This window comes from Streptomyces composti (assembly GCF_012034205.1).
In the GTDB taxonomy this organism is placed as follows: Bacteria; Actinomycetota; Actinomycetes; order Streptomycetales; family Streptomycetaceae; genus Streptomyces; species Streptomyces composti.
Map to the genome: position 1 here is coordinate 136,864 of NZ_JAATEM010000011.1, position 23,280 is coordinate 160,143.

Below are 23,280 nucleotides of genomic sequence, written 5' to 3' on the forward strand. Positions count from 1 at the left end.
ACCCCCTCAAGAGACCATACGTACGACAATCGGCCCCGGCTCAATCCTCCCACCCGGCAATCGGCGGCAACGGGCCCGGATTTCCCGCCCCGGCACCCTCTCGGGCTGCGCCCTGAGTCACTGTTCGCCGCGCACGTCTCTCAACCGACCACCGGACCTGGGCGTGCCGCAGTCGCGCCCGACTCGCCCCCCGTAGGCGCTCCGCGCACCCCACCCGCCCGCAGCCGCAGGCACAGACACAGGCACAGGCACAGCCGCTATTCCGTCACGTCGATGGTGACGCGGTTCGTCTCGACACCCGCTGCTGTGATGACCTGGACTTCGACCCGGCCGGGTTCGACCTCGGCAGGGACGGGAACCGTCAGCACCGTGTCCGTCGGATTGGCGAAGCCACCCTTCACTGGCACCAACGGCACCTGCACATTGACCGCCCCGATCCGCACCACCATCCGCGACAGAAGATCCGCGCTCCGCGCGCCCACCGGCACGAACCCGACCCCCCGGATCTCGATGTCGTCCCCGGTCCGGATCGGCCCGTCCAGATCCCCCGCCTCCCGGGCCCGCACGACCGAGAGGATCACCGGCCGCCCGCCCTCCGCGTACTTCGCCGCCAGGTACGTCGCCGCCGACACCAGCACCACCACCGCCAGCCCCCACGGCAGATCCGGCAGCTGATCCGGCCGCCGCCCCAGCCGCACCGCGGCGAACACCAGCGCCGCCGCGCTGATCACCACGTACTGGATGTCCGCGAAGGCCCCCCGCCCGTCGTCGTCCGTCAGCAGGTCCGCAGCCCGCGGCCGCCCCGCCCGCACCTTCTGCAGCCGCTGCGCCTGCACCCGCACCCCGACGACCCGCCGCACCAGCACCGCGACCCCGCACACCACCGCCAGCACGGTCACCACACCGACGCCCCGGCGCAAGCCGAGCCCGTCGATCAGCGCCTCTCGCTCACCGCGCCCCGAGGCCGCCGCCAGCCTCCCGGCCAGCACCAGCACCGCGTAGACGACGAACAGCACCCAGCCCGCGGCCACCGCACGCGAGGTGGACAGCCGGTTGTCCTCCCCGATCACCGGTGCCAGCACCCCGCCCCGCGCCCGGTGGAACCAGGACGCCGCCGTCAGTGCCGCCCCGACCACCACCGCCGCCAGCAGCCCCGCGGTCCGCGCGTCGGTCCACCCCGCCCCGACCGCCGTGAGCGCCTGCACCACCAGCAGCAGCACGACCGCGGCCCACACCGCGACGGTCGTCCACCGCCACACCCGGGCGAACCAGGCCGCGCCCTCCGCCCGGCCGCGTTCGGCGACGACCCCCGCGGCCTGGGTCAGCTCCTCCGACACCCACTGCCGGGAGGCGGACGCCGAGTGGGCGACGGCGGCCGGCAGCCCCTGCCCGGCCGCGAACTCGTCCCGCTTGCGCAGAAACGCCGCGACCGCGCGCCGGTGCCCTTCCCGCACCCCGTGCGGGCAGTCCCCGCAGGTGCAGCCGCCTCCGTGCGCAGCCTCACCGACAGCGGCGTCCATGCCGCTCTGTCTCGCCTCCTGCACCGCCACGCCCGATGCCCGCCTTCCACAACTCACCGATGACGAAAGCGAATTGTGCCCTAGCCCGATCGCCCTCCGTGCCTGACCCCTCCGCCGCTCCGCGTCACCAGGGGTGAACCTCGGAACCCCGCGTTGACCCGCCGAGGCGACGCGTCAACCCGGACCCGGCCCTCTCACCCGGCCACCCGCCGGACCAGGCGCCCCTCCAACCGGACCCGGCACCGCAGACCGGCCGCCCTCTCCCCCGCTCATCCCAGCAGTTCCGGCTCGCTCCGTGTGATGTCCCGCCACATCGGCTGGTAGTTGATCCAGGCCACCAGATCCCCGCCCACCTGCTCCCGCGTGGCCACCGCCTGCCGGTGGTCGATCAGCACCGGCCGCCCGGCCGCCTTCGCCGCCAGCTGCACCTGGCACGAGCGCTCCATCGACACGAACCACCATGCCGCCGCGTCGACCGAGTCCCCCACCGTGAGCAGCCCGTGATTGCGCAGCACCAGCGCCTTGTGGGTGCCGAGCACCGCGGCGATGCGCCGCCCCTCCTCCGCGTCGACGGTGACCCCGCTGTAGGCGTCGTAGAGCGCGTGGTCCTCGTAGAAGGCGCAGCTCTCCTGGGTGATCGGTTCCAGCAGTTCGCCGAGCGCGGCGAGGGCCCGCCCGTGCACCGAGTGGCAGTGGGCGACGGCGACGACGTCGGGACGTGCGGCGTGCACCTGGGCGTGCACGGTGAACGCGGCCTGGTTGACGTGGTAACGGCCCTCCACGACCTGCCCGTCCCGGTTGGCCAGCACCAGGTCGCTCACAGTGACGTGCCGGAAGGGCATCCCGAACGGGTTGACCCAGAAGCAGTCGGAGTACTCGGGGTCGCGCGCGGTGATGTGCCCCGAGACGCCGTCCTCGAAGCCGAGCCGCCCGAACAGCCGCAGCGCGCCCGCCAGCCGCTCCTTGCGGTGCCGGCGCTCGTCCTCGACCGACTCGTGCATCGGCGGCATGGCGAACCGCAGCTGCTCGGTGGGCAGCGGCGGGGGCGGGGTGGGCCCGTGCATAAGTCCTCCCGCGGGGGTTTTGCGTATGGGGCGGAAGTTACCGCCGGGAGGCCCGGTACGACAGATCGGTTCTGTAAAGGCGGTACAACGCTCCGTTTACCCGACAGTGGATGTCCGGTATTCGCGGAACACTCCCCGTATGAACGTGAACTGGGAGGCTTTCGTCACCGCCGAGCCGGACCTCGCGAGAACCGTGGAGCAGCGCTTTGGTGCCTACACCCACCACGTCCTGGCGACGCTCCGCAAGGACGGCTCACCGCGCACCACCGGCCTGGAGGTGCGCTTCTTCGACGGCGAGCTGTGGTTCGGCATGATGCCCGACTCACGCAAGGCGCTCGACCTGCGCCGGGACCCGCGCTTCGCGCTCCAGGCGAACCCCGGGGAGGGCACCGGCATGGGCGGCGGCGACGTCCGGATCAGCGGCCGGGCGTTCGAGGTCGACGACGAGGAGATCCGCCGCAAGTACACCCGGGGGCAGACGGACGCGACGGAGGAAGCAGCGGAACGAGCCGCGGAAGCAGCCGGGAACACGGGAAGCGGGAAAGAGACGGAGGAGAAGGCGGAGGAGCCGGAGCGGTTCCACCTCTTCCGCACCGAGCTGACGGAGGTCGTGCGGACCTACGTCGAGGACGAGAAGTACCTGGTCATGCAGGTCTGGAAGCCGGGAGAGCCGGTGCGCACGCTCAAGCGGACCTGATCGCTGCTGAGCCCCGGCACGGCCGGAGAGCCCCGGGCGCCCGGTCAAGGACCAGGGCGCCCGTCGGCATCACTCCCGTGGGATCACATCCGGGGATCACTCCCCCGCCATCACCCCCGCGGGGTCACTCCCACTCGATCGTCCCCGGCGGCTTCGACGTGACGTCGAGCACGACCCGGTTGACGTCCCGCACCTCGTTGGTGATCCGGGTGGAGATCCTGGCCAGGACGTCGTACGGCAGCCGCGACCAGTCGGCGGTCATGGCGTCCTCGCTGGAGACCGGGCGCAGCACGATCGGGTGACCGTAGGTCCGCCCGTCGCCCTGGACGCCGACCGAGCGGACATCGGCGAGCAGCACCACCGGGCACTGCCAGATGTCGCGGTCGAGGCCGGCCGCGGTCAGCTCCTCGCGGGCGATCGCGTCGGCCTCGCGGAGCAGGTCGAGCCGCTCCTTGGTGACCTCGCCGACGATGCGGATGCCGAGGCCGGGACCCGGGAAGGGCTGGCGGTGGACGATCTCCTCGGGCAGGCCGAGCTCCTGGCCGACCATCCGGACCTCGTCCTTGAACAGCTTGCGCAGCGGCTCGATCAGCTTGAACTCGAGGTCCTCGGGGAGACCGCCGACGTTGTGGTGGGACTTGATGTTGGCGGTGCCGGTACCGCCGCCGGACTCCACCACGTCCGGGTAGAGGGTGCCCTGGACGAGGAACTCCACCGCGGGGCCCTCGTCGGCGACGATCTCGGCCTGGGCCTGCTCGAAGACGCGGATGAACTCGCGGCCGATGATCTTCCGCTTCTCCTCGGGGTCGGAGACGCCCTTGAGCGCGGCCAGGAACCGCTCCTCGGCGTCCACGACCTTCAGCTGCACACCGGTGGCGGCCACGAAGTCCTTCTCGACCTGCTCCGTCTCGCCCTTGCGCATCAGGCCGTGGTCGACGTAGACGCAGGTCAGCTGGGAGCCGATGGCCTTCTGCACCAGGGCGGCGGCGACCGCGGAGTCCACACCGCCGGACAGACCGCAGATGGCGCGCTTGTCGCCGACCATCTCGCGGATCGCCTCGACCTGCTCCTCGATCACATTGCCCGTGGTCCAGGACGGCGACAGGCCCGCGCCCCGGTAGAGGAAGTGCTCCAGCACCTGCTGCCCGTAGGTGGAGTGCATCACCTCGGGGTGGTACTGGACGCCGTAGAGCCTCTTCTCGTCGTTCTCGAAGGCGGCGACCGGGACGACGTCGGTGGACGCGGTGACCTCGAAGCCCTCGGGGGCGGCGGAGCAGGCGTCGCCGTGCGACATCCACACCGACTGCTCGTCCGGGGTGCCCTCGAAGAGGGTGGAGGACGACTTGGAGACGTGCAGGTCGGTACGGCCGTACTCGCGGGCACCGGTGTTGTCCACGGTGCCGCCCAGGGTCTGGGCCATCAGCTGGAAGCCGTAGCACATGCCGAAGACGGGGACACCCGCCTCGAAGAGCCGGCGGTCCAGGCGGGGGGCGCCCTCCTCGTACACGGACGAGGGTCCGCCGGACAGGATGACCGCGGCCGGGTTCTTGGCGAGGATCTCCTCGACCGGCATGGTGCTCGGCACGATCTCGCTGTAGACCCGCGCCTCACGGACGCGTCGGGCGATGAGCTGGGCGTACTGCGCGCCGAAGTCGACGACCAGGACGGTCTCGGGCGCGTTGGCAGCGGGATTCGCTGATGACACGAGGTGCCTTCCGGCGGTGGGGCGGGGGTCTTGTGCCTCCCGATTCTACCGGGGCGCCCGACGGCTCCCCGCGTCCCGGCCGGGGCCGCCCGTCTCAGCATGCGGCCCGGCTTGGACACCCCGCTCGGGAGCGGCATACTTGCCCTCATGCTCGACCACGCGACCTTCGTCTTTACCTATGGCAACCGGCCCGCCGGCTGCCATGGTCGTGCTGCTTGAGCTACTGACAAGCGACTTCCCAGGCGCCCCGGGCCGACAAGGCCCGGGGCGCCTGGCGTATCCGGACCTTGCCGATCCGGGGCGCTCGACACCACAGGTGAGGAGCCCCGGCATGACCGCCACCGCGACCGACAAGACCACCTCCGTGACCACTGCCACGTCCGCGGCCCCGAGCACGGGCGGCGCGACGGCCGCCGAGCGCACCGGCGCCCGCACCCCGGAGGCCGCGGACCTGATCAGCAACGCGAGGGAACGCATCGACGCCCTGGACGACCGGATCATCGGCCTGATCCAGGAACGGATGGCCGTCTCCGCCGTGATCCAGAAGGAACGCATCGCCTCCGGCGGACGCCGGGTGAACCTGGCCCGCGAGATGGAGATCCTCACCCACTACAGGGAGGCCCTCGGCAAGCCGGGCACGGCGCTCGCCATGACCCTCCTCGAGCTGTGCCGCGGAAAGATCTGAGTGAGCCGGGAGAGGACAGCCGCGCGATCCGGGCGGGGACCGCGGGGCCTGAATCCACGTTCCCGGTACAGACGTACGCATCCTTCTCACCCGTACGGCGCGTGACCGGCCGCCGGAGCGCTTCGTTGGTACCGGTGTCCGTGCCAGCCAGGGGCGGGCCCGAAAGAACCACGCGTGGCTCGCCGGAGCGATGAGGCGTGCGGATCGTGCCGTACGTCGTGGGACCTCGCTCCGGGAAGTGACCGGACGGCAGGGGACAGCAGCCCGGTCACCCAGGAACGGCCGGCTCCGGGGACGCCCGGGGCCGGCCGGCGGGACTGTCCCCCGTCCGGGACGAACTGCTTGCGGAGGCCGCACCCGTCGAGCACGATGCGTACGAGCCCGAGTCCCCCCGCAGACAACTGCATTGCTCCCGCGCAGACGCGCCGGAAGGCGGACCGGCGGCGACTGCCGGAGCTCCAGGCCAGCGGCGTTACCCCCCCGGCGCCGCTTCCCCCGGGCACCGGTGCTGCCCTGACGCCGGTGCTGACGGAGGAAGGGCCCCGCGGCTCCGCCCCGCGGGGCCCTTCGCACGACCACGAGATCCCGGACACGCGCCGCACTGCCGTGCTCCTCAACCACCATCGCCCAACTGCCCGCCCACAGGCTGGACTTCGGCTACGGGCGGCCTCAGCTGCGGCGGATACCCCGTACCTCAGCTGCGGCTGACGACGCCGCAGCCGCCGGTGCCCCCGCCGGGCAGTTCCCTGCTGCGGTCGTAGGGGTCCACCGGCGCGCCGGTGGTGCCGGGGTTCGTCTGCCGGTCGGCGAGGAACTGGGGGCGGATCACCCCGTCGCCGTCCTTGCAGTCGTCGTTGCCGATCTCGCTGCGGACGTCGGAGATCCACAGCCGCCCTTCGGTGCCCTGGTACTCGGCGAGGTCCAGCACGGACACCTCGAGGCCGCGGCGCACGATGGTGCGGGCCACCTCGTCACCGCCGCCGGCGTGCAGTGCCGCGTAGACGAAGGTGTAGTCCGCCTTGATCACTGCCTTGCCCGAGGCCCCCCGTGCGGGCTCCACAGTCATGCGGCCGCGCACCCGCACGTCGTCGAGGATCTCCACCTGCCCGGGGTCGAAGCGGGAGAAGGTCACCACCGGGTCGTTCTGCGCGGTGGGTTTGCGCAGCCCGGCGCGCAGCTGACGCAGGTAGTCCTTCTCCACCGGGTCCACCAGGGCGAGCGCCTTCTTCGGCTCGCCTCCCCGCAGCACCTGCGGATCGAGATTCGCGGCGACCAGGAACTCCTTGGTTCTGCGCAGGGCGTCCTCGATCCGCTCGGCGGAGACCCCGCCCACGGGCTTGGCCTCGGGCAGCCGGATGGCGTCCGCTCCCGACTCCCAGCGGGCGGCGGGCGATCCTGCGAACGGCCGCTCGCGCGTAGGGGTCCCACCGGGGCCCTCGGCCGGCGGGCCGGTGGGCCTGGCGGACTCCGGGGCGAGCGGGGAGGCGGCCGCGGACTCCTCGGACGACTCCCCGAGAAGACCGCCGAGCCCGGGCAGCCGCGACAGCAGGCCCGGCTTCACCGCGACCAGCGCCAGCGCGGCGGCGAGCAGGACACCGACGATGCTCCAGACCGTGCGGCGGCGGCTGCGGCGGCCTTCCACGGCGTGCAGGATCGGTGGTCCGGTACGCCAGCCCTCCGGCTCGGCGGGGCGGGCGGTCCTGCGCCGGCCCCAGCGCCGCCGGCGGTTCGCACCCTCCCGCGCGCGCTGCTCGTCCATCGCGCGCAGCCGCTCGGTCACCATCCGCGCCCTGGCGGACGGTTCCCTGGGTGCGGAGGCGCGGATGTCGCGCTCGCTGTCCCGGGCGAACTTCTCCCACACGTCGTCGGGTATCGCGGACGACTCCGGTGCGGGTTCCTCGGACGACTGATCGGCGGCCACAACAACGGCTTTCTGTCGGGGTTTTGGTCAGGGAGCGTACGCCGTCGGAGATCCCGCCGAACCAGTGATCCACCTCACACGAAAGTTCCGTGAGGTTCCGAACAACCTTTCACCCCGCTCGGTGATCAAACCATCAAAACCAAGGCCCCATCCGCGCCCCACACGCGGGCAGGCCTCCCCCAATGCGCGCCGCGGCAGTGGCGCGCCGGACTTTCGAGGTCTACATGAAGCTTCGCCGCGCCATGGCAGCAGCGGCCGCCACGGCCGTGATCGCCCCGGTCGCTCTGCTCGCGGCCCCGGCCGCCCACGCGACCGAGCCGGCCCCCGCCGTCTCCGCCAGCGAGTCGCCCGTCGAAGGTGGGACGAACGACGGCGACACGTCGACCGAACCGTCCTCGGAGGAGTCGACCGAGTCGACCGCGCCCGAGGACGAGCAGGACGCCGCCGACAAGCCGGGCGACGACGGGCCGCAGGACACCACGGAGCCGTCGGACGAGGAGTCCACCGGCGACCCGGCTCCGGAGGACGAGACCCCGGGCACCACGCCGTCCAGCCCCGCCCCCGGCACCTCCGCACCGGAGGACGGGGAAGAGGAGCCGGTCCCGGCCGAGTGCGAGGACACCAAGGTCGACATCAGCATCTCCGGCCTGCCCGGCAAGATCGCTGCGGGCAGCGGCTGGCACACGTTCACGCTGAGCGTCGCCAACAACTCCGACTCCACCCTGCAGGACCTGGGCTACTTCGCCGGCGCCTCCGCCGACGAGGAGTGGGAGCAGCTGTTCAAGAGCAAGCAGGTCCAGGTCCAGGCCTACGACCCGGCCGAGAAGGTCTGGTTCGACCTCGACTCCGACGGTTACGCGGTGGGCTACATCGGCTGGACCGACGAGCTCGAGCCGGGCTACGAGGTCGACATCCCGCTGCGCCTGAACGTGAAGCCGTCCGCGCCGGCCGGCGCCGCGTTCTCCTTCGGCGTGACGATCTACGGTGACGCCGACGCCGAGTGCACCGGTTTCGGTGCCGCGTCGTACCGCTTCCAGATCGTGGCCCCGGGCACGGACACCGAGGGCACCAAGCCGCAGGAAGGCGGCAAGGCCCCCGTCACCGACGAGAAGCCGAGCAAGGAGAACGCCCCGCAGGTCACCGGCAGCCTCGCCGAGACCGGCTCCAGCTCGGCGCTTCCGGTGATCGGTCTGGCCGGCGGCCTCGCCGTCGTCGCCGGTGCCGGCGCCGTGTTCGTGGTGCGCCGCCGCAAGGCGGGCGCCGAGGCGTAAGCACGCGGGGACCGCTCCGGGCCACCCGAGCGGTCCGAACGCCCGGACCCCGGACAGCGGTCCGGAGCGGCCCGGAACAATGGTGAGGACCTGCGCCCGGAGGGGAGCGCAGGTCCTCACCTTCTGTTTCCGCCCCGGGGGTGGGGGGTCGACTGCCGCCCCGGGGCGCGCCGGCTACTGCTTCTCCGGCTGCTTCTCCCCCTGCGCCTTCTTCGGCTCCCGCCCCTTCACCGGCTCCGGTGCCTTTTTCGGCGGCACCGCCGGCACCTGAAGGAACGGCAGCTTCAGCGCGCCGAACGCCTCCGCCGGGACCACCGGGGACTTGGGCTCGACCGGCTGGATCCTGCGGTAGGGCTCGCCCTGCGCCGGGCGCGGGTCCTCCTCGCCCTTGTTGGGCCAGAACGACATCGCCCGCTCGGCCTGCGCGGTGATGGTCAGCGACGGGTTCACCCCGAGGTTCGCCGAGACGGCGGAGCCGTCCACCACGGAGATGCCGGGGTGGCCGTAGAGCCGGTGGTACGGGTCGATCACCCCGGTGTCGCTGCTCGCGCCGATGGGGCAGCCGCCGAGGAAGTGGGCGGTGAGCGGCATGCCGGTCAGCTCGCCGACGTTGGAGCCGGGGAAGCCGTTGATCTCCTCGGCGAGGGCGGAGGCGGCCTCGGTGGCCGTCTTGATCTGCTTGGGGTTGGGGTTGCCGTGGCCCTGCCGGGCGGTGAGCAGCCCGCGGCCGACGCCGGACGGCTTCAGATAGGTCGTCAGGGAGTTGTCCACGGACTGCATCACCAGGCCGATGATGGTCCGCTCCGACCAGCGCCGGTTGGACAGCGACCGCAGCATCAGCCAGGGGTGCCGGGCCACGTTGGCCAGCCAGCCCAGCACCCGGGACGAGCCCTTGCCGCTGGGCGCGTACGGCACCTGCAGGACGGACAGGCCGCCCATCGCGTTGGAGCCGCGGCCGTAGCGGACCGGCTCGATATGGGTGTCGGCGTCCGGGTGGATGGAGGACGTGATGGCCACACCGCGGGTGAAGTCGGCCTTGGGCACGCCGGTGGCCTTGCGGTAGCGGCGGTTGTCGGTCTGGGCGCCCACCAGTGCCTCGGAGTTGGTGCGGGTCAGCTCGCCCAGCTTGTCCGACAGGTGCGGCAGCTGCCCGCCGGCCTTCATGCGGTGCAGCAGGGTCTGGGTGCCGTAGGTGCCGGCGGCCAGCACCACCCGCCGGGCCCGGAAGGTCCGGCCCTCGCCCTTGCGGCGGTTGTCGGTGGGCAGCGTGGCGACGGCGAAACCGCCCTGGGAGTCCTCCGTCACCGACACCACCGTCGTCATGGGGTGCACCACGGCGCCCGCCTTCTCGGCGAGGTGGAGGTAGTTCTCGTTCAGGGTGTTCTTGGCGCCGCGGCGGCAGCCGGTCATGCACTCGCCGCACTCCACGCAGGCCTTCCGGGAGGGTCCGGCACCGCCGAAGTACGGGTCCGGCACCTCCTGTCCCGGCTTCGCCTTCACCGTGCCGTCGGCGTCCTCGCCGTCGCCGAAGAAGACCCCGACCGGCGCCATGTGGAAGGTGTCGCCGCAGCCCATCCGCTCCGCGGCCGCCTTCAGGTGCACGTCCGAGGGGGTCATCGTCGGGTTGAGCCGCACGCCCAGCATGCGCTTCGCCTGGTCGTAGTACGGCTTCAGCTCCTCCTGCCAGTCGGTGATGTGCCCCCACTGGGGGTCCTCGAAGAACGGCTTGGGCGGCACGTACAGGGTGTTGGCGTAGTTGAGGGAGCCGCCGCCGACACCCGCGCCGGCCAGCACCATGACGTTGCCCAGCAGATGGATGCGCTGAATGCCGTACATGCCGAGCTTGGGGGCCCAGAGGTAGTTCTTGATGTCCCAGGAGTTCTTGGGGAGGGACTCCCGGGTCCAGCGACGGCCGGCCTCCAGCACGCCGACGCTGTAGCCCTTCTCGGTCAGGCGCAGCGCGCTGACCGATCCGCCGAAGCCGGATCCGACCACGATGACGTCGTAGTCGTACGTGTCCTGGGCCACCCTGTACTCCTCATCGAGTCTTTTGTGCGGATCGTCCCTCGGGGCGCGCGCCGGCGCGGCGGAGCCGCACACCTCGCGCGCCCCGCTCCCTCGAAGGCACCTCACCTGAAGCGGAGTGCCTTCATCACCCTCAGGCTGCGGCTCATGAAGGCCGCGTACTTCTCGTCGTCCAGGCCGAGGGACGGGGCCATCGGCAGCAGGCGCTGATGGGCGACCGTCTGGGCCTCGGTGTACTTGAGGATGCCCTCGGAGCCGTGGCGGCGGCCGAGGCCGGAGTCCTTCATCCCGCCCATCGGGGACTGCACGCTGCCGTAGGCGGGTGCGTAGCCCTCGTTGATGTTGACGGTGCCGGTGCGCAGCCGGGCGGCGATCGCGCGGCCCCGCCGGGCGCTCCTGGTCCACACCGAGGCGTTCAGCCCGTACGGGGTGGAGTTGGCGCGCTCCACCGCCTCGTCGTCGCTGCCGAAGCGGTATACGGACACCACCGGGCCGAAGGTCTCCTCGGCGCAGACGGTCATGGAGTCCTGGACACCGTCGAGGACGGTCGGCTCGTAGAAGTACGGGCCGATGTCGGGGCGGGCCTGTCCGCCGGTGAGCACGGTGGCTCCCTTGGCGACGGCGTCCTCCACGTGCCGGGTGACGGCGGTCAGCTGGCGTTCGCCGACCAGGGAGCCCATGTCGGCGCCGTAGGCGAGGGCGTTGCCGAGACGCATCGCCCTGGTGCGGGCGACGAAGCGCTCCAGGAAGGCGTCGGCGACCGACTCGTGCACGAACAGCCGCTCGATGGAGATGCACAGCTGGCCGGCGGAGGAGAAGCAGGCGCGGACGGCGCCCGCGGCGGCCTTGTCGAGGTCGGCGTCGTCGAGCACCAGCATGGCGTTCTTGCCGCCGAGTTCGAGGGAGACGCCGACCAGGCGGGCCGCGGCGCTCTGGGCGACCTGGCGGCCGGTGGCGGTGGAGCCGGTGAAGGAGACGTAGTCGGCGTGCTTGACGACCTCGGGGCCCACCACGGGCCCCTCGCCGAGCACCACCTGGAAGACGTCGGCGGGCAGTCCGGCCTCGATCAGCAGGTCGCGGGCCCACAGCGCGGTGAGGCAGGTCTCGGTGTCGGGCTTCATCACCACCGCGTTGCCCGCGACGAACGCGGGGAGGGCGTCACCGACGGAGAGCTCGAGCGGGTAGTTCCAGGGCGCTATCTGGCCGACGACGCCCCGCGGATGGCGCAGTTCGGTGACCTTCGTCAGGGTCGGCATGGCGCCGGTGTGGCGCTTCGGCCTGAGGTAGGCGGCGGCGCGGCGGCCGTAGTGGCGGGCCGCCACGGCGACGGCCTGCACCTCCTCGTGGGCGTGCAGCCGGGCCTTGCCGGTCTCCAGCTGGATCAGGTCCAGGACCTCGGCCTGGCGCTCCAGCAGGATGTCGTGGAAGCGCAGCAGTACGGCGGCACGCTGACGTATCGGGGTCTGCTCCCAGACGGACTGGGCGGCGCGGGCGGCCCCGAACGCCTTCTCCACGTCCTCCGGGGTCGATTCGGGCAGATCGGCGAGCTTCTCCCCGGTGAACGGGGTGTGGTTGGCCGTTCTGCCCGATCCGGCGATGCCCTTGGTGAGCTGGGCGACCAGTTCGGGCGTGACCACATCGGCTGCGGTGCGGGCGCCCGCCGGGGCGGGGGCTATGGGGTTGGTGCCGGCCGTGGCCGTGGTCTGCGCGTCCGTCATGAGCGGCAGGGTATGCCCGGGCGACCGCTTTGTGTACCCGTCGGTAACACATTCACCGATCGCTCACACGACGCCAGTGAACGCTGGCAACAAAGCCCCTGATCAGGGCGTTGCCGTGACTCAGAGGTTCTTGATGTCCAGGTTCTGGATCGCCTTGTCGGCCACCTCGCGGCCCCGCTCGGTGAAGTCGCCCTTGCCCGGGTAGCCGATGCGCATCTCGTACAGATCGCCCTTCGAGGTCATGTAGTAGAAGAACCTCACCTCGCGCGGCACCGGGTTGCTGTTGTCGTCCACGGTGTAGACGACGGTGTTCTCGGCGGACTTCTTGCCCTTGTAGGTCAGATCCGGCTTCGGATACGTCCTGGTGCTCGGGTCGTCCGGGATGCGCAGGTCGTAGTAGCCGTCCTTGAAGTCGGCGTCGTCCTTGTACATCTGGGCATCGGCGGAGCCCTCGATGTCGGCCGACGGGTCGTCGTGCTTGGTGAGGGTCAGCCGTATGGAGACGACACCGCTCGGGTCGGTGTACGCGGCCCAGAGGCGCTGGTCGTTGTCCTGCGGCCCGGACCGCTGGTAGCCCTTGGGTGCCGCGACGGTGGCGCCGAGGTGCTTCTCCTCGTGCTTCTTCCAGTCGTCCGGCAGCGGCCCGGCGAACGGGTCGGCGATGACCAGGTAAGCGACGAGAGCCGCCGCGACGACGGCGGCACCCAGGCCGGCGAGCGTCTTGCGGCCGATCCGGATGCCCTTGCCACCGGAGCCGGGCACCGGCACCTGCACGATCTGAGTGGGCTGCGGCTCGGGCGGGTTCGCGGCCGCTTCCAGCAGGGTCCGTACCTGAGCGGCGTTCGGGCGGCGGGCCGGGTCCTTCTGCAGCAGGCCGTTGATGGCCTCGGCCAGCGGCCCCTGCGCCGAGGCGGGCGGCGCGGGCGTGGCGTTGAGGACGGACTGCAGCGTGGCGGGGGTGTTGCTGCGGCGGAACGGCGAGACGCCCTCCGTCGCCGCGTACAGCACCACACCGAGCGACCACAGGTCGGAGGCGGGACCGGGGCGCTGGCCCAGCACCCGCTCCGGGGCGATGTACTCGGGCGAGCCGACGAAACCGCCGGTGTCGGTCAGGGCGGTCTCGCCCTCGATCTGGGCGATGCCGAAGTCGGTGAGGACCACCCGGTCGTACCGGCCGAGCAGGACGTTGTCCGGCTTGACGTCCCGGTGCAGGATGCCCGCCGCGTGCGCCGCCTCCAGCGCGCCGAGGACCTCCAGGCCGACCCGGGCCGCCTCGCGCGCGGAGAGGGTGCCCTCCTCCTGCAGTACGGCTCCGAGGGAGCGGCCGTTGACCAGCTCCATCACGATCCACGGCTGGCCGTCCACCACGGCCACGTCGTGCACGTCCACCACCGCGGGGTGGTCGAGCCGGGCCGCGGCCCGCGCCTCGCGGCGCATCCGCTCGAAGACGTTGGAGCGTTCACGCTCGGGAAGGTGCTCGGGGACGCGGGGCTCCTTGACGGCGACCTCGCGGTCCACCGTCTCGTCCTTGGCCCGCCACACCGTGCCCATGCCGCCGTGCCCGAGCTTGGCGAGCAGCCGGTAGCGGCCGGCGATGAGCCGCCCGGCACCGGGGTCGGACGCCGTGTGCGGCTGGGGCTGCGGCGGTGCGGGCTGAGGCTGGTTCACAGGGGGCTGCTGCGCACCGCCGGAGGCATGCGGGGCCATCTGGGTGGGCGCGGCGTACGGGTTGCCGGGGTGGGGCACGGCCGCCGCATGCGGGTCGGGATTCGGCGGTTGCAGGCCAAAACTCGTCGGCTCGTCGGCTCCGTGGCGGGCTCCCCCGTTGTTGCTCATGGGTCCATCCATATCGCGCCGCACCGCCATGGAGCCACTTCGGTCCCCAACCGGTCACAGACCCGTGACTCCGCGTGGGCTTTATCTCCGATTTATGCGGACTAGGGAGTCGAGACGGACGGCGAGGGGGTGCCGGACGGTCGGGCGGTGCCCGGATCCTCGGGCGTCTCGGACGTCCGGGAGGCGGAGGGTGAGCCGGGAGCGGAGGAGGCCCCGGAGCCGGCGGTGACGCCGGCCCCGGCCGTGGTACGGGGAACGGCGGGCGAGCGGGAAGCCGTGGACGGCGGGGAGTGCGAGGGGCTCGCGGGGGTCTCCGGCGCGGTGCTGCTGGGCGCGGTGCCCCCGTCGTCGTCCCGGTCCATCAGCAGTGCGGCGGCGGACACGCCCGCCGTCGCCATCGCGGCGACGGCAAGCGCGGCCACCAGCACGCTCCGGGTGGGCGGACGGGCGTCGGGCTGCACCGGGCCGGGCGGACCGTACGTCTCGCGCGGTCCGTACGTCTCGGACGGTCCGTACGTCTCGGGCGGGCGCCCGGTGCCGGGTTCGCGCCGGGCCGGGCGGCGCAGCCGGGACCGGCCGCGGTCGTCGGGCGGACAGCCCAGCGGCGGCACCTGCGGGGTGCGGCCCGTCTCGCGGAACGCCCGCAGCATCCGCTCGGCGCTGTCCGCGTCCAGCCGCCGGTCCGGGTCGCGCTCCAGCAGCCCGAGCACCACGGGCAGAATCGGTTCGGCCTGCGCGGGAGGCCTTATCTCCTCGACCACCACGGCGTGCAGCACCCCGCTGATCGAGTCCCGCCGGAACGGCGACTCGCCGCTGAGGGCGGCGCACAGGAGCGCGCCCAGCGACCACAGGTCGGACTCGGGCCCGGCGCGGGTGCCGGACATCCGCTCGGGGGCGGTGTACTCGGGCGAGCCGACGAAGGAGCCGGTCTCGGTGAGCGTGCTGGCGCCCGGCACCTGGGCGATGCCGAAGTCGGTGAGGACGACGCGGTCGGTGCCGTTCTCCAGCAGCACATTGGCGGGCTTGAGGTCCCGGTGCAGCACACCGGCCGCGTGGGCGGCCCGGAGCGCCCCGAGGAGCTGGATGCCGATGCGGGCGGCCTCCTGCGCGTCCACCGCGCCACGGGTGGCGATGCGGTCCGCGAGCGAGCAGCCGTCGATCAACTCCAGCACGATGTACGGGCGTTCGTCGTCCTCGACGACGTCGTGGACCACGATGATGTGCGGATGCTGCAGCTGGGCGAGCGCCCGCGCCTCGCGCAGGGTGCGCTCCCGCCGGCGGCGGGCGTCCTCCGCCGGGAGGGTCTCGTCGACCGGGAGTTCCTTGACCGCGACGCGCCGCCCGAGCAACTGGTCCGTCGCCCGCCACACCACGCCCATGCCGCCGCGGCCGAGCCGCGCCTCGAGACGGTAACGCCCCGCGATGACACGGGCGTTGTCCGGCACCGACCCGCTGCCGGACTGCCCTTCGGTTCCCCTGCCGTTGCCGGACTGCCCCTCGGTCCCCATGGGCCCATCATGCCCCACCGGATGTCTTCCCTCCGGTACGGCGATTCGGCCAACCAAGGGCCGGTACACGCCGGTGTCAGGGCTCGCGCCAGCCCTTGAGCACCGTCTTGAACTGCTCGGCCGTCGCCTCCCAGTCCCCGGCCGGCGAGGCCATGTAGAGCGCGTACTCGACGCCCGCGTGCGAGAGATACATGTGGTCGACCGCCCGGTACGGACCGGGGAACGGCGTGTCCTTGGCGAGCGCCGTCCAGCTGTGGTCCAGGCGGGCGCTCGGCCGGTCACGGTAGGTGTCGCGCTCGAGCGTGTTCCGCCGGTAGTCGACGAGCCGCTGCCCCAACTGCCAGTCCAGGGACTTCAGATGCTCGAAGGGGTCGTCGAAGTCCGGGGCCTCGTCGATGGCGATGCGCAGGAAGTGCTTGCCGCCGTCGGGCGAGTAGTCGACCTGACCGGTCTCCTCGTCGTAGCTGCGCTGCCAGTCCTCGCCGGGCAGGGCGACGCTGAAGCCGAGCGGGTCGGTACGCCGCACCCAGCCCTCGGGCAGGCCGGCGGAGGACTCGGTTCCCTCGCTCGCTGAGGCGCTGGGCCGCGGCGACGAGGAGGCGGCCGGTGTGCCGCCGCCGCTGCGGCCCCGGCCCCACTCCTGCAGCACCACCGAGGTGCCGCCGCCGATGACCGCGGCGACGGCGACGACCAGCGCGATCAGACGCCGGCGGCTGCGCCGGGCGGTGGCGGGAGCGGCTCCGCCCGCGGTTCCGGTGGCGCCCGTCGCGGACGCACCCCCGCCGGGGCGGCCGGCGTGCGGGGAGCCGGGAGCGGCGGGGACGGTGGCACCGGACGCGGTCGCCGTCGCGCAGGGCGGCCGCCCCGGTGTCGTGGCATGGGGCGACCGCGCGGCAGCCGGTCCGGTCGCGTACGGGTGTGGTGCCGTGGTCCGGCCCTCGGCCGGGTGCGGCGACCGCGCCGCCGTCCGCCCGGTGGCGTGCGGCGGCTGCACGGCCGTCGCACCGGTCGGCCGGGGGTGGCGGCCTGCGGCCCCGTGCGTGCCGGTCACGGGCGGCAGGGGCCGGCGCGCCGCCCCGGCCGGTGCGTACGGCGGCACCGCGTCGGGCTCACGTCCCTGCGCGACCTCGGCCAGCATCCGCTCGGCCGTGGCGGCGTCGGGGCGGCCGGCCGGGTCCTTCAGCAGCAGCGCGTTGATGACGGGGGCCAGCGGTCCCGCGTGCCGCGGCTCGTCGGCCTCCTCCTCGACGACCGCCTGCATGGTGCCCAGCGGCGAGGTGCGGCGGAACGGCGAGCTGCCCTCCACCGCCGTGTAGAGGGTGGCGCCGAGCGCCCACAGGTCGGAGGCCGGGCCGGGGTCGTGGCCGCGGACGCGCTCGGGCGCCAGGTAGTCGACCGAGCCGACGACCTCTCCGGTCCGGGTGATGGCGGTGTCGCCGTCGATCTGCGCGATGCCGAAGTCGGTGAGCAGCACCCGCCCGTCGTCACCGAGGAGAACGTTGCCCGGCTTGACGTCACGGTGCAGGACGCCCGCCGAGTGGGCGGCGCGCAACGCGCGTAGCACCCACATGCCGATCCGTGCCGCCTCGCGCGGCTCGACGCGGCCCTCCTCCCTGACCTTGTCGGCCAGCGAGCGGCCCTCGACCAGCTCCATGACGATCCACGGCCGGTTGTCGTGCTCCAGCACGTCGTGCACGGTGACGACGGCGGAGTGGTTGATCCGCGCCGCCGCACGCGCCTCGGCCCGGGTCCGGGCGAGCAGCATCGCCTGCTCGCTGTCGGATACGTAGAGAGCGGCGGTGAGTTCCTTGATGGCGACGGAACGGTGCAGCACCTCGTCGTGCGCCCGCCACACCCGGCCCATGCCACCGCTGCCGATGGACGCGGCGAGCCGGTAGCGGCCCGCGACGAGCGAGCCCTGCATCTGATTCACGTTGCCCCGCAATGGTCTTGACAGGGGTCAGGGTAGGGACCGCGCCCTGTCCTGGGAACCGGCGGGGTGGCAAGGAGACCGCACTGTGATGGTTCTCGCTGTTCGAGGCACCGGACAACCACAGGGGGTGCGGATGCGTGCGTTCTCCGTCGCCGTCGAGGACGCGACGGGTCCGGTTCCGCCTGGCCCACCGGTCTTTTCCGGCCACGGCCAGCCGGTCCGCCGCACCGTGAGTCAGCCGGTGAATCGGTAGGTGGCCACGGCCTGTTCGTACAGCCGGGTCACCTCGTCCCGCTCGCCCTCGGGGCCGCGGACCTGGATCACGTGGTAGCGGCCGTCGATCAGCTCGGCGAGGTTGCGGACGTACAGGTCGTCCCCGTCGTCACCGGTCCAGGTGAACTGCCCCTCGGCCATGGTCCGTCCGCCCACCTCGATGGTCTTCAGGCCGGTGGAGGTGGCCCAGCTGGAGTCGCGGTACGGCTGCAGCTCGCGCTCGTCGTCCCGCTGATAGGCCATGGGATCGCTCCCATAGCGCTCCGCGCTGTCCCGGCCCGGCACCACGATCAGCTCGAAGTCGCCGCGGGAGTAGACGACCTGGCCGCTGCCGTTCTTCCCGGCGCGCTGCCACTTCTCGGCGACGGCGATCCGGAAGCCCTCCGGGTCCTTGCGCAGCGTGAACCCCTCGGCGACCTCGGGGACGGTGGTCTGGGTCTCGGTGGAGCCGGCCGACTCCCCGGGGCTGCTCGCGGTGCTGCTCTTCGGCGTGTCCGCCCCCGCCGCGTCGTCACCGCCGGGCCCGCCTCCGGCCGCCCGCGACGGCGGCGCCTGGCTGACTCCCCCGGCGGGCTGGGCGCCCGAGGGGTCCTCGCCCGCCTTCGGCATGAACAGCATGGCGTAGACGACGGCACCGGCCAGCAGGAGCAGCACCAGCAGGAGCAGAGTGCGGCCGAGCCGGTGCGGGGAACGGGTGCGCTGCTTGGCCCGCTTGTGCCTGCCGTGGTGGGCGGGGAGCCCGGCGCGCCGTTTGCGCACCAGCTCGCCCCGGCGGCGCACCACCGGCAGCCGGCTGGTCTCCAGGGGCGGTGCGGTGATCACGTTCAGCCCGGCCTCCGGTTCCGGGGCCGAACGCACCAGCGAGCGCAGCCAGCCGCGCAGTTCCTCGACGTCCGGCCGCTCGGTGGGGTCCTGCCGCAGCAGCGACTCCACGATCGGCCTCAGCGGCCCGCACTCCTCGGCGAAGGCGGGCGGCTCGGCGCACACCATCTGCACCAGCTCGGCCGTGGACTCCTCCGGGTACGGGGCGTGTCCCTGCACGGCACGGAACAGCAGCGCACCGAGCGCCCACAGGTCGGTGGCGGGGCCGATCGGCGGGGCCAGCTGCCAGTTCTCGTGCACCGGCCCGGCCTGCTCCGGCGCCCACCGCTCGGTCACCGGGCCGACGACGGCCATCCGCGCCTGCCGCGCCCGCTCGGCTGCCAACGCGCTGGTGGGCCCGCGCGGTACCGGGTTCTGCGCCGCCGGCTCGTCCCAGCGCGCGGACGCCGTCGGCGCGGGGCTGCGGTCGGCGCCGGGAGCCGGGGCGGCCTCGTCGGCACCGGCGGACGGGAGCGCGGTACGTGCCTGGGCGCCGGCGCCGAGCGCGGGCGCGGTGCTGCCGGTGCCGGAACCGGTGCGGGATGCGCCGGCGGGCCGGACGGTGCGTCCCGCCACGCCGTACGGGTCGGCGATCCGCCCCGGCGGCTGACTGCCCGTGGCCGCCGCGCCCGCCCCGCCGCCGCCCGTGAGGCCGGACACCCCGGGGGCGGTGCCCTGCCGTCCCGGCCCTGCGGGATACGGCACCTGCGGTGAGTACGGGGACTGTCCGGCCCCGTCGCTGCGGGGCCCGGGGTCTGGCCCGGTGCTGCCCGGCGCGGCAGGGAGCTGGCCCGGCGAGGCCGTCCGGCCGCCCTCCGGTGCCGTGCGGGCACCCGGCAGGGCGGTGGCGGCCCGGCCGCTCTGCTGCGCCTCCTGCACCCGTGCGGCGGCACGCGCCCCCGCCCGGTAGGCGGCGATCGCGCCGGCCCTGGCCGCCCTGATGTCCCCGGCACTGCCGAGCGCCCGGGGAGCCGTCACGGCGGGAACGCCGCGGCCCGGTGTGCCGTCCCCGCTCGCGGGCAGGTGCCCGGCCCGCGCCTCGATGGCGGCCCGGCGCAGGGCCTCGGGGTCGCTGCGGGGGGCCGGTGCGGCGGTTCCGGAGGGTCCGCCGGAGGGTGCGGACGGCCAGGCTCCGTCGCGTTGCGCGCCCGGCGCTCCGAGGGGCGTTTCCGGGGCGGAAGCCCCGGCTCCGGAGCCCTGCGGCCCGAAACCCCGCGCCCCTTCGGGGCCCTGCGCCCCTTCGGGGCCCTGTGAACCCTCGGAGCCCGCGGGCGGCGGCACCGGGTCGTAGCCGCACAACGCCTCCTCGGCCGCGCCGACCGCGAGACCGGTGAGCATCACCCGGCCGTCGTCGCAGACCAGCACCGTGCGCGCGGTGATGTTCCGGTGCACCCAGCCCTGCGCGTGCAGCGCCCGCAGCGCCATCAGCACGTCGGAGGCGACCTCCGCCGCCCGGTACGGCGTCAGCGGCTTCTCGGCGAGCAGTGCGGCCAGCGGTCGCGCGGCCACCAGCTCACTGACCACCCACAGCGAGCCTCCCTCGGCGAAGACGTCGAAGACCTGGTCGAGGCGGGGATGGTCCGGGATGGCGGCCGCCGCCTGCGCGGCCTCCACGGCCCGCCGCACGACCGGGTCCGTGGGGCGGCGGGTGCCCGACCGGGCGGGCGGCCTGCTGGAACCGCCGCGCCGTGCGCTGCCGTCCCGTGCGGTGAAGCCCTCCGGCAGCCCCTCGGCGTCGAGCACCTCGGCCTCGACGACCTCCGGCAACGGCACCTGCCTGACCAGGACTTCCTGCCCGCTGTAGGTGTCGAAGGCGCGGGTCTCGGTGAGTTCGTACTCGTCGGACGGCGGCAGCGGCAGGCGGTAGCGGCCGGCGAGAACCCGTCCCGCATAGTCGTCCACGTTGCCTCCCCCGGCAGTACGGTCGGTCAAATCCGTTCGCCTCGCGACCCGTTCCGGCTGCGTACGGTCCGCAAGCACTCACGATACGTGCCCGAGGCAACCCGCAAAGAGGGGATGCCACAACTCACTTTCCAAACGGGGGTGCGCCCATGCCCCGGAGGGGCTCAGGACCTGGGCTCGAAGGAGCGCGTCAGGGTCCGCCAGGTCTCCCTGCGCTCCTCCTGCCCCCAGGTCTTCGCCTTCGCCGTGTACATCAGGGCGTACCCCTGACGGTCGTTGACCACGAACCCCCGGTCGATGGTCCGCCACGTGGTGCCGTTCTCCACATAGGTGAACTCCCAGTCGGCGGCCTTCCAGCCGCGGTAGTCCACCTTCTCTATGCGGATCTTCTTGTACTGCGACCGCAGCATGAAGCGTTCCTGGTTCCGCCAGTCGGCCACCGGGTCGGACTTCGGCGCGGACGTCCAGGCGATCAGCAGCTTCTGCCCGTCGGGGCCGGTGAAGCGGTCCCCCGCCGCCCCGGTCGACTGGTACTTCCACCCCTCGGGCAGCCCGATCGAGTAGCCCTGGTCACCCTTGTACGTCTCTTGCGCCGAGGTGCCGTCGTCGCCCCCGTCACCCGCGTCGTCCCGGGAGCCGTCCGACGCGCCGTCCGACGACCCGTCACCGGCGCCGCCGCCCGCGGGCGCACCCGTCCCGGCCGACTCGGTCGCGGAGCCGTCGGTCCCTGTGCCGTCCTTGTCGTCGTTCTTGGTGCTGGGGCCGGCCGACGCCTCCGCGGTCGCCCCGGCTCCCTTCCCGGCGGCCTTGCCGTCGTCCTCGCCGCCGTCGGCGAGAGCAATGCCGATCACCACTCCGATCACGGCGAGCAGCACGATCACCGCGATGGCGACCAGCGTCTGCCGCGGCACCACGTCGGTGATGGACGCCCGGGGCCTGGGACGGGCCGGGAGGTCCGGCGGGGTCATCCTGGGCCAGCCCGGACTCGCGCCCTTGGCCGCGGGCTGCGCCGCCGACGGCTCGCCCGCCACCCCGGTCCCGGAGCCGCCGCTCGCACCGGAACCCTTGCCGGCCGTCCCGGCGGATCCCGTACCGGTGGACGCGGCGCCCGCCGAGGGCGCCCCGCTCCCCGGGCCGGCCTCGGCCGAGTCGGCGGCCCCGGCGGAGCCGCCCGTGCCGGAAGCCACGGGCGTGGCCGCCGGCTTGGCGCCGGCGGCGGCACCCGTGGCCACGGCGGCCGCCTTCCGCACGGAGCGCAGCGCGCCCCGCAGCCGCTCCCCGGCCTCCTCGGCCCGCTTGCCGCCGGACCGTGCCGCCCGCTCGCCCGGCTGCTCCGGCAGCGGCACCGCCTTGGTGGCGTCCGCGGGCTCGGATTCGGTCTCCTGCTTCTCGGGCGCGTGGATGACGGCGTTCAGCATGGCCCGCGCGCCGGCGTCGTCGAGCCGCTTCTCCGGGTCCTTGGTGAGCAGCCCCTGGATGACGTCTCTGAGCGGTCCCGCGTTCTTCGGCTCCTCGAGCGGCTCGGTCATCACCGCCGTGAGCGTGGCGATCGCGGAGCCCTTGTCGTAGGGCGGGACCCCCTCGACCGCCGCGTAGAGCAGTCCGCCGAGCGACCACAGGTCGGCCGCCGGGCCCGGCTTGTGGCCGCGGGCGCGCTCCGGGGAGATGTAGGAGGGCGCGCCGACGAGCATGCCGGTCGAGGTGATGGACGGGTCGCCCTCGACCTGGGCGATGCCGAAGTCGGTGAGCACGACCCGGCCGTCGTCGGCGATGAGCACGTTCGACGGCTTCACATCGCGGTGCAGGATGCCCTGCCGGTGCGCGGAGCGCAGCACGTCCAGCACGGCCAGCCCGACCTCCGCCGCCCGTCGGGGCTCGAGCAGGCCGTCCTCACGGATGACCTCGGCGAGCGACTTGCCCTCGACCAGCTCCATCACGATCCAGGGCCGGTCGTCCTCCTGGACCACGTCGAAGACGGTCACCGCGCTGTTGTTGCGGATCCGCGCGATCGCCTTGGCCTCACGCAGGGTTCGCGTGATCAGCCGCCGCTTCTCGTCCTCGTCGATGTTCGACGGGAACCGGAGCTCCTTGACGGCGACCGTCCGCCCCAGGGTCTCGTCCTCGGCCCGCCACACCGTCCCCATGCCGCCGCGGCCGAGCACTTCTCCCAGCCGGTACCGCCCGGCGAGGAGACGTGCGCTCTCGTCCGTACGGGATGTTCCCGCCCGCTCCGCCTCCGACATGCGTCCCCTCATGCAACCCGCCCTGACAGAGCCTTCATTGTCTCTCACGCGACAAGTGGCCGGCGCTCAGGGTGCCCCACGCGCCGTCCCGGCCCGCACGCCCCGGTGACCCGGGTGA

At 73.2% G+C, this 23,280-nt stretch carries 14 protein-coding genes; 3 read left to right on the forward strand and 11 right to left on the reverse strand.

Annotated features, from left to right (window positions below; all coding sequences use genetic code 11):
- Positions 1-257 precede the first annotated feature (257 nt).
- Both HCJ93_RS11275 and HCJ93_RS11280 read right to left on the reverse strand, forming a co-directional pair.
- Positions 258-1,550: a hypothetical protein gene (locus HCJ93_RS11275; RefSeq protein WP_167993731.1), complete on the reverse strand. Its 1,293-nt coding sequence runs from the start codon at positions 1,548-1,550 to the stop codon at positions 258-260.
- A 239-nt stretch (positions 1,551-1,789) separates the two neighbouring features.
- On the reverse strand, positions 1,790-2,584 hold the full coding sequence (locus HCJ93_RS11280) for a class II aldolase/adducin family protein (RefSeq protein WP_167993733.1): 795 nt from the start codon (positions 2,582-2,584) through the stop codon (positions 1,790-1,792).
- A 139-nt stretch (positions 2,585-2,723) separates the two neighbouring features.
- Between HCJ93_RS11280 and HCJ93_RS11285 the strand changes: the two genes are divergently transcribed.
- Complete coding sequence (locus HCJ93_RS11285) at positions 2,724-3,281, forward strand: pyridoxamine 5'-phosphate oxidase family protein (RefSeq protein WP_167993735.1); 558 nt, start codon at positions 2,724-2,726, stop codon at positions 3,279-3,281.
- A 124-nt stretch (positions 3,282-3,405) separates the two neighbouring features.
- Here the strand turns inward: HCJ93_RS11285 and guaA are convergent, their stop codons facing one another.
- Positions 3,406-4,986: a glutamine-hydrolyzing GMP synthase gene (guaA, locus tag HCJ93_RS11290; RefSeq protein WP_167993737.1), complete on the reverse strand. Its 1,581-nt coding sequence runs from the start codon at positions 4,984-4,986 to the stop codon at positions 3,406-3,408.
- Between the two features lie 331 nt (positions 4,987-5,317).
- Here guaA and HCJ93_RS11295 point away from each other — a divergent pair, with 331 nt between their 5' ends.
- Positions 5,318-5,671: a chorismate mutase gene (locus HCJ93_RS11295; protein ID WP_206317239.1), complete on the forward strand. Its 354-nt coding sequence runs from the start codon at positions 5,318-5,320 to the stop codon at positions 5,669-5,671.
- A 694-nt stretch (positions 5,672-6,365) separates the two neighbouring features.
- Here the strand turns inward: HCJ93_RS11295 and HCJ93_RS11300 are convergent.
- Positions 6,366-7,592, reverse strand: a complete 1,227-nt coding sequence (locus HCJ93_RS11300) for a hypothetical protein (protein WP_206317240.1) — start codon at positions 7,590-7,592, stop codon at positions 6,366-6,368.
- Between the two features lie 242 nt (positions 7,593-7,834).
- Between HCJ93_RS11300 and HCJ93_RS11305 the strand changes: the two genes are divergently transcribed.
- Positions 7,835-8,863, forward strand: coding sequence for an LAETG motif-containing sortase-dependent surface protein (locus HCJ93_RS11305; protein WP_240967550.1), 1,029 nt, complete (start codon positions 7,835-7,837; stop codon positions 8,861-8,863).
- 174 nt (positions 8,864-9,037) lie between these two features.
- Here HCJ93_RS11305 and HCJ93_RS11310 read toward each other — a convergent pair whose 3' ends face one another.
- The 7 genes from HCJ93_RS11310 to HCJ93_RS11340 form a co-directional block, all read right to left on the reverse strand.
- Positions 9,038-10,891 carry a GMC oxidoreductase gene (locus HCJ93_RS11310; protein ID WP_167993741.1) on the reverse strand — a complete coding sequence of 618 codons (1,854 nt, stop codon included), beginning with the start codon at positions 10,889-10,891 and terminating at the stop codon, positions 9,038-9,040.
- Between the two features lie 101 nt (positions 10,892-10,992).
- A complete protein-coding gene (locus HCJ93_RS11315) occupies positions 10,993-12,606 on the reverse strand; it encodes a succinic semialdehyde dehydrogenase (protein WP_167993743.1) in 1,614 nt (537 codons plus the stop codon).
- Positions 12,607-12,726: 120 nt separating this feature from the next.
- Positions 12,727-14,442, reverse strand: coding sequence for a serine/threonine-protein kinase (locus HCJ93_RS11320; protein WP_167993745.1), 1,716 nt, complete (start codon positions 14,440-14,442; stop codon positions 12,727-12,729).
- Positions 14,443-14,543: 101 nt separating this feature from the next.
- Positions 14,544-15,950 (reverse strand): serine/threonine-protein kinase, encoded by a 1,407-nt coding sequence (locus HCJ93_RS11325; protein ID WP_167993747.1) that lies wholly within the window; start codon positions 15,948-15,950, stop codon positions 14,544-14,546.
- 76 nt (positions 15,951-16,026) lie between these two features.
- Entirely contained in the window at positions 16,027-17,874 is a 1,848-nt protein-coding gene (locus HCJ93_RS11330; protein ID WP_167993757.1) for a serine/threonine-protein kinase, read from the reverse strand.
- A gap of 243 nt (positions 17,875-18,117) precedes the next feature.
- Positions 18,118-20,919, reverse strand: a complete 2,802-nt coding sequence (locus tag HCJ93_RS11335) for a serine/threonine kinase C-terminal domain-containing protein (RefSeq protein WP_167993768.1) — start codon at positions 20,917-20,919, stop codon at positions 18,118-18,120.
- Between the two features lie 164 nt (positions 20,920-21,083).
- Positions 21,084-23,162, reverse strand: coding sequence for a serine/threonine-protein kinase (locus HCJ93_RS11340; RefSeq protein WP_167993782.1), 2,079 nt, complete (start codon positions 23,160-23,162; stop codon positions 21,084-21,086).
- Between the last annotated feature and the right edge of the window lie 118 nt (positions 23,163-23,280).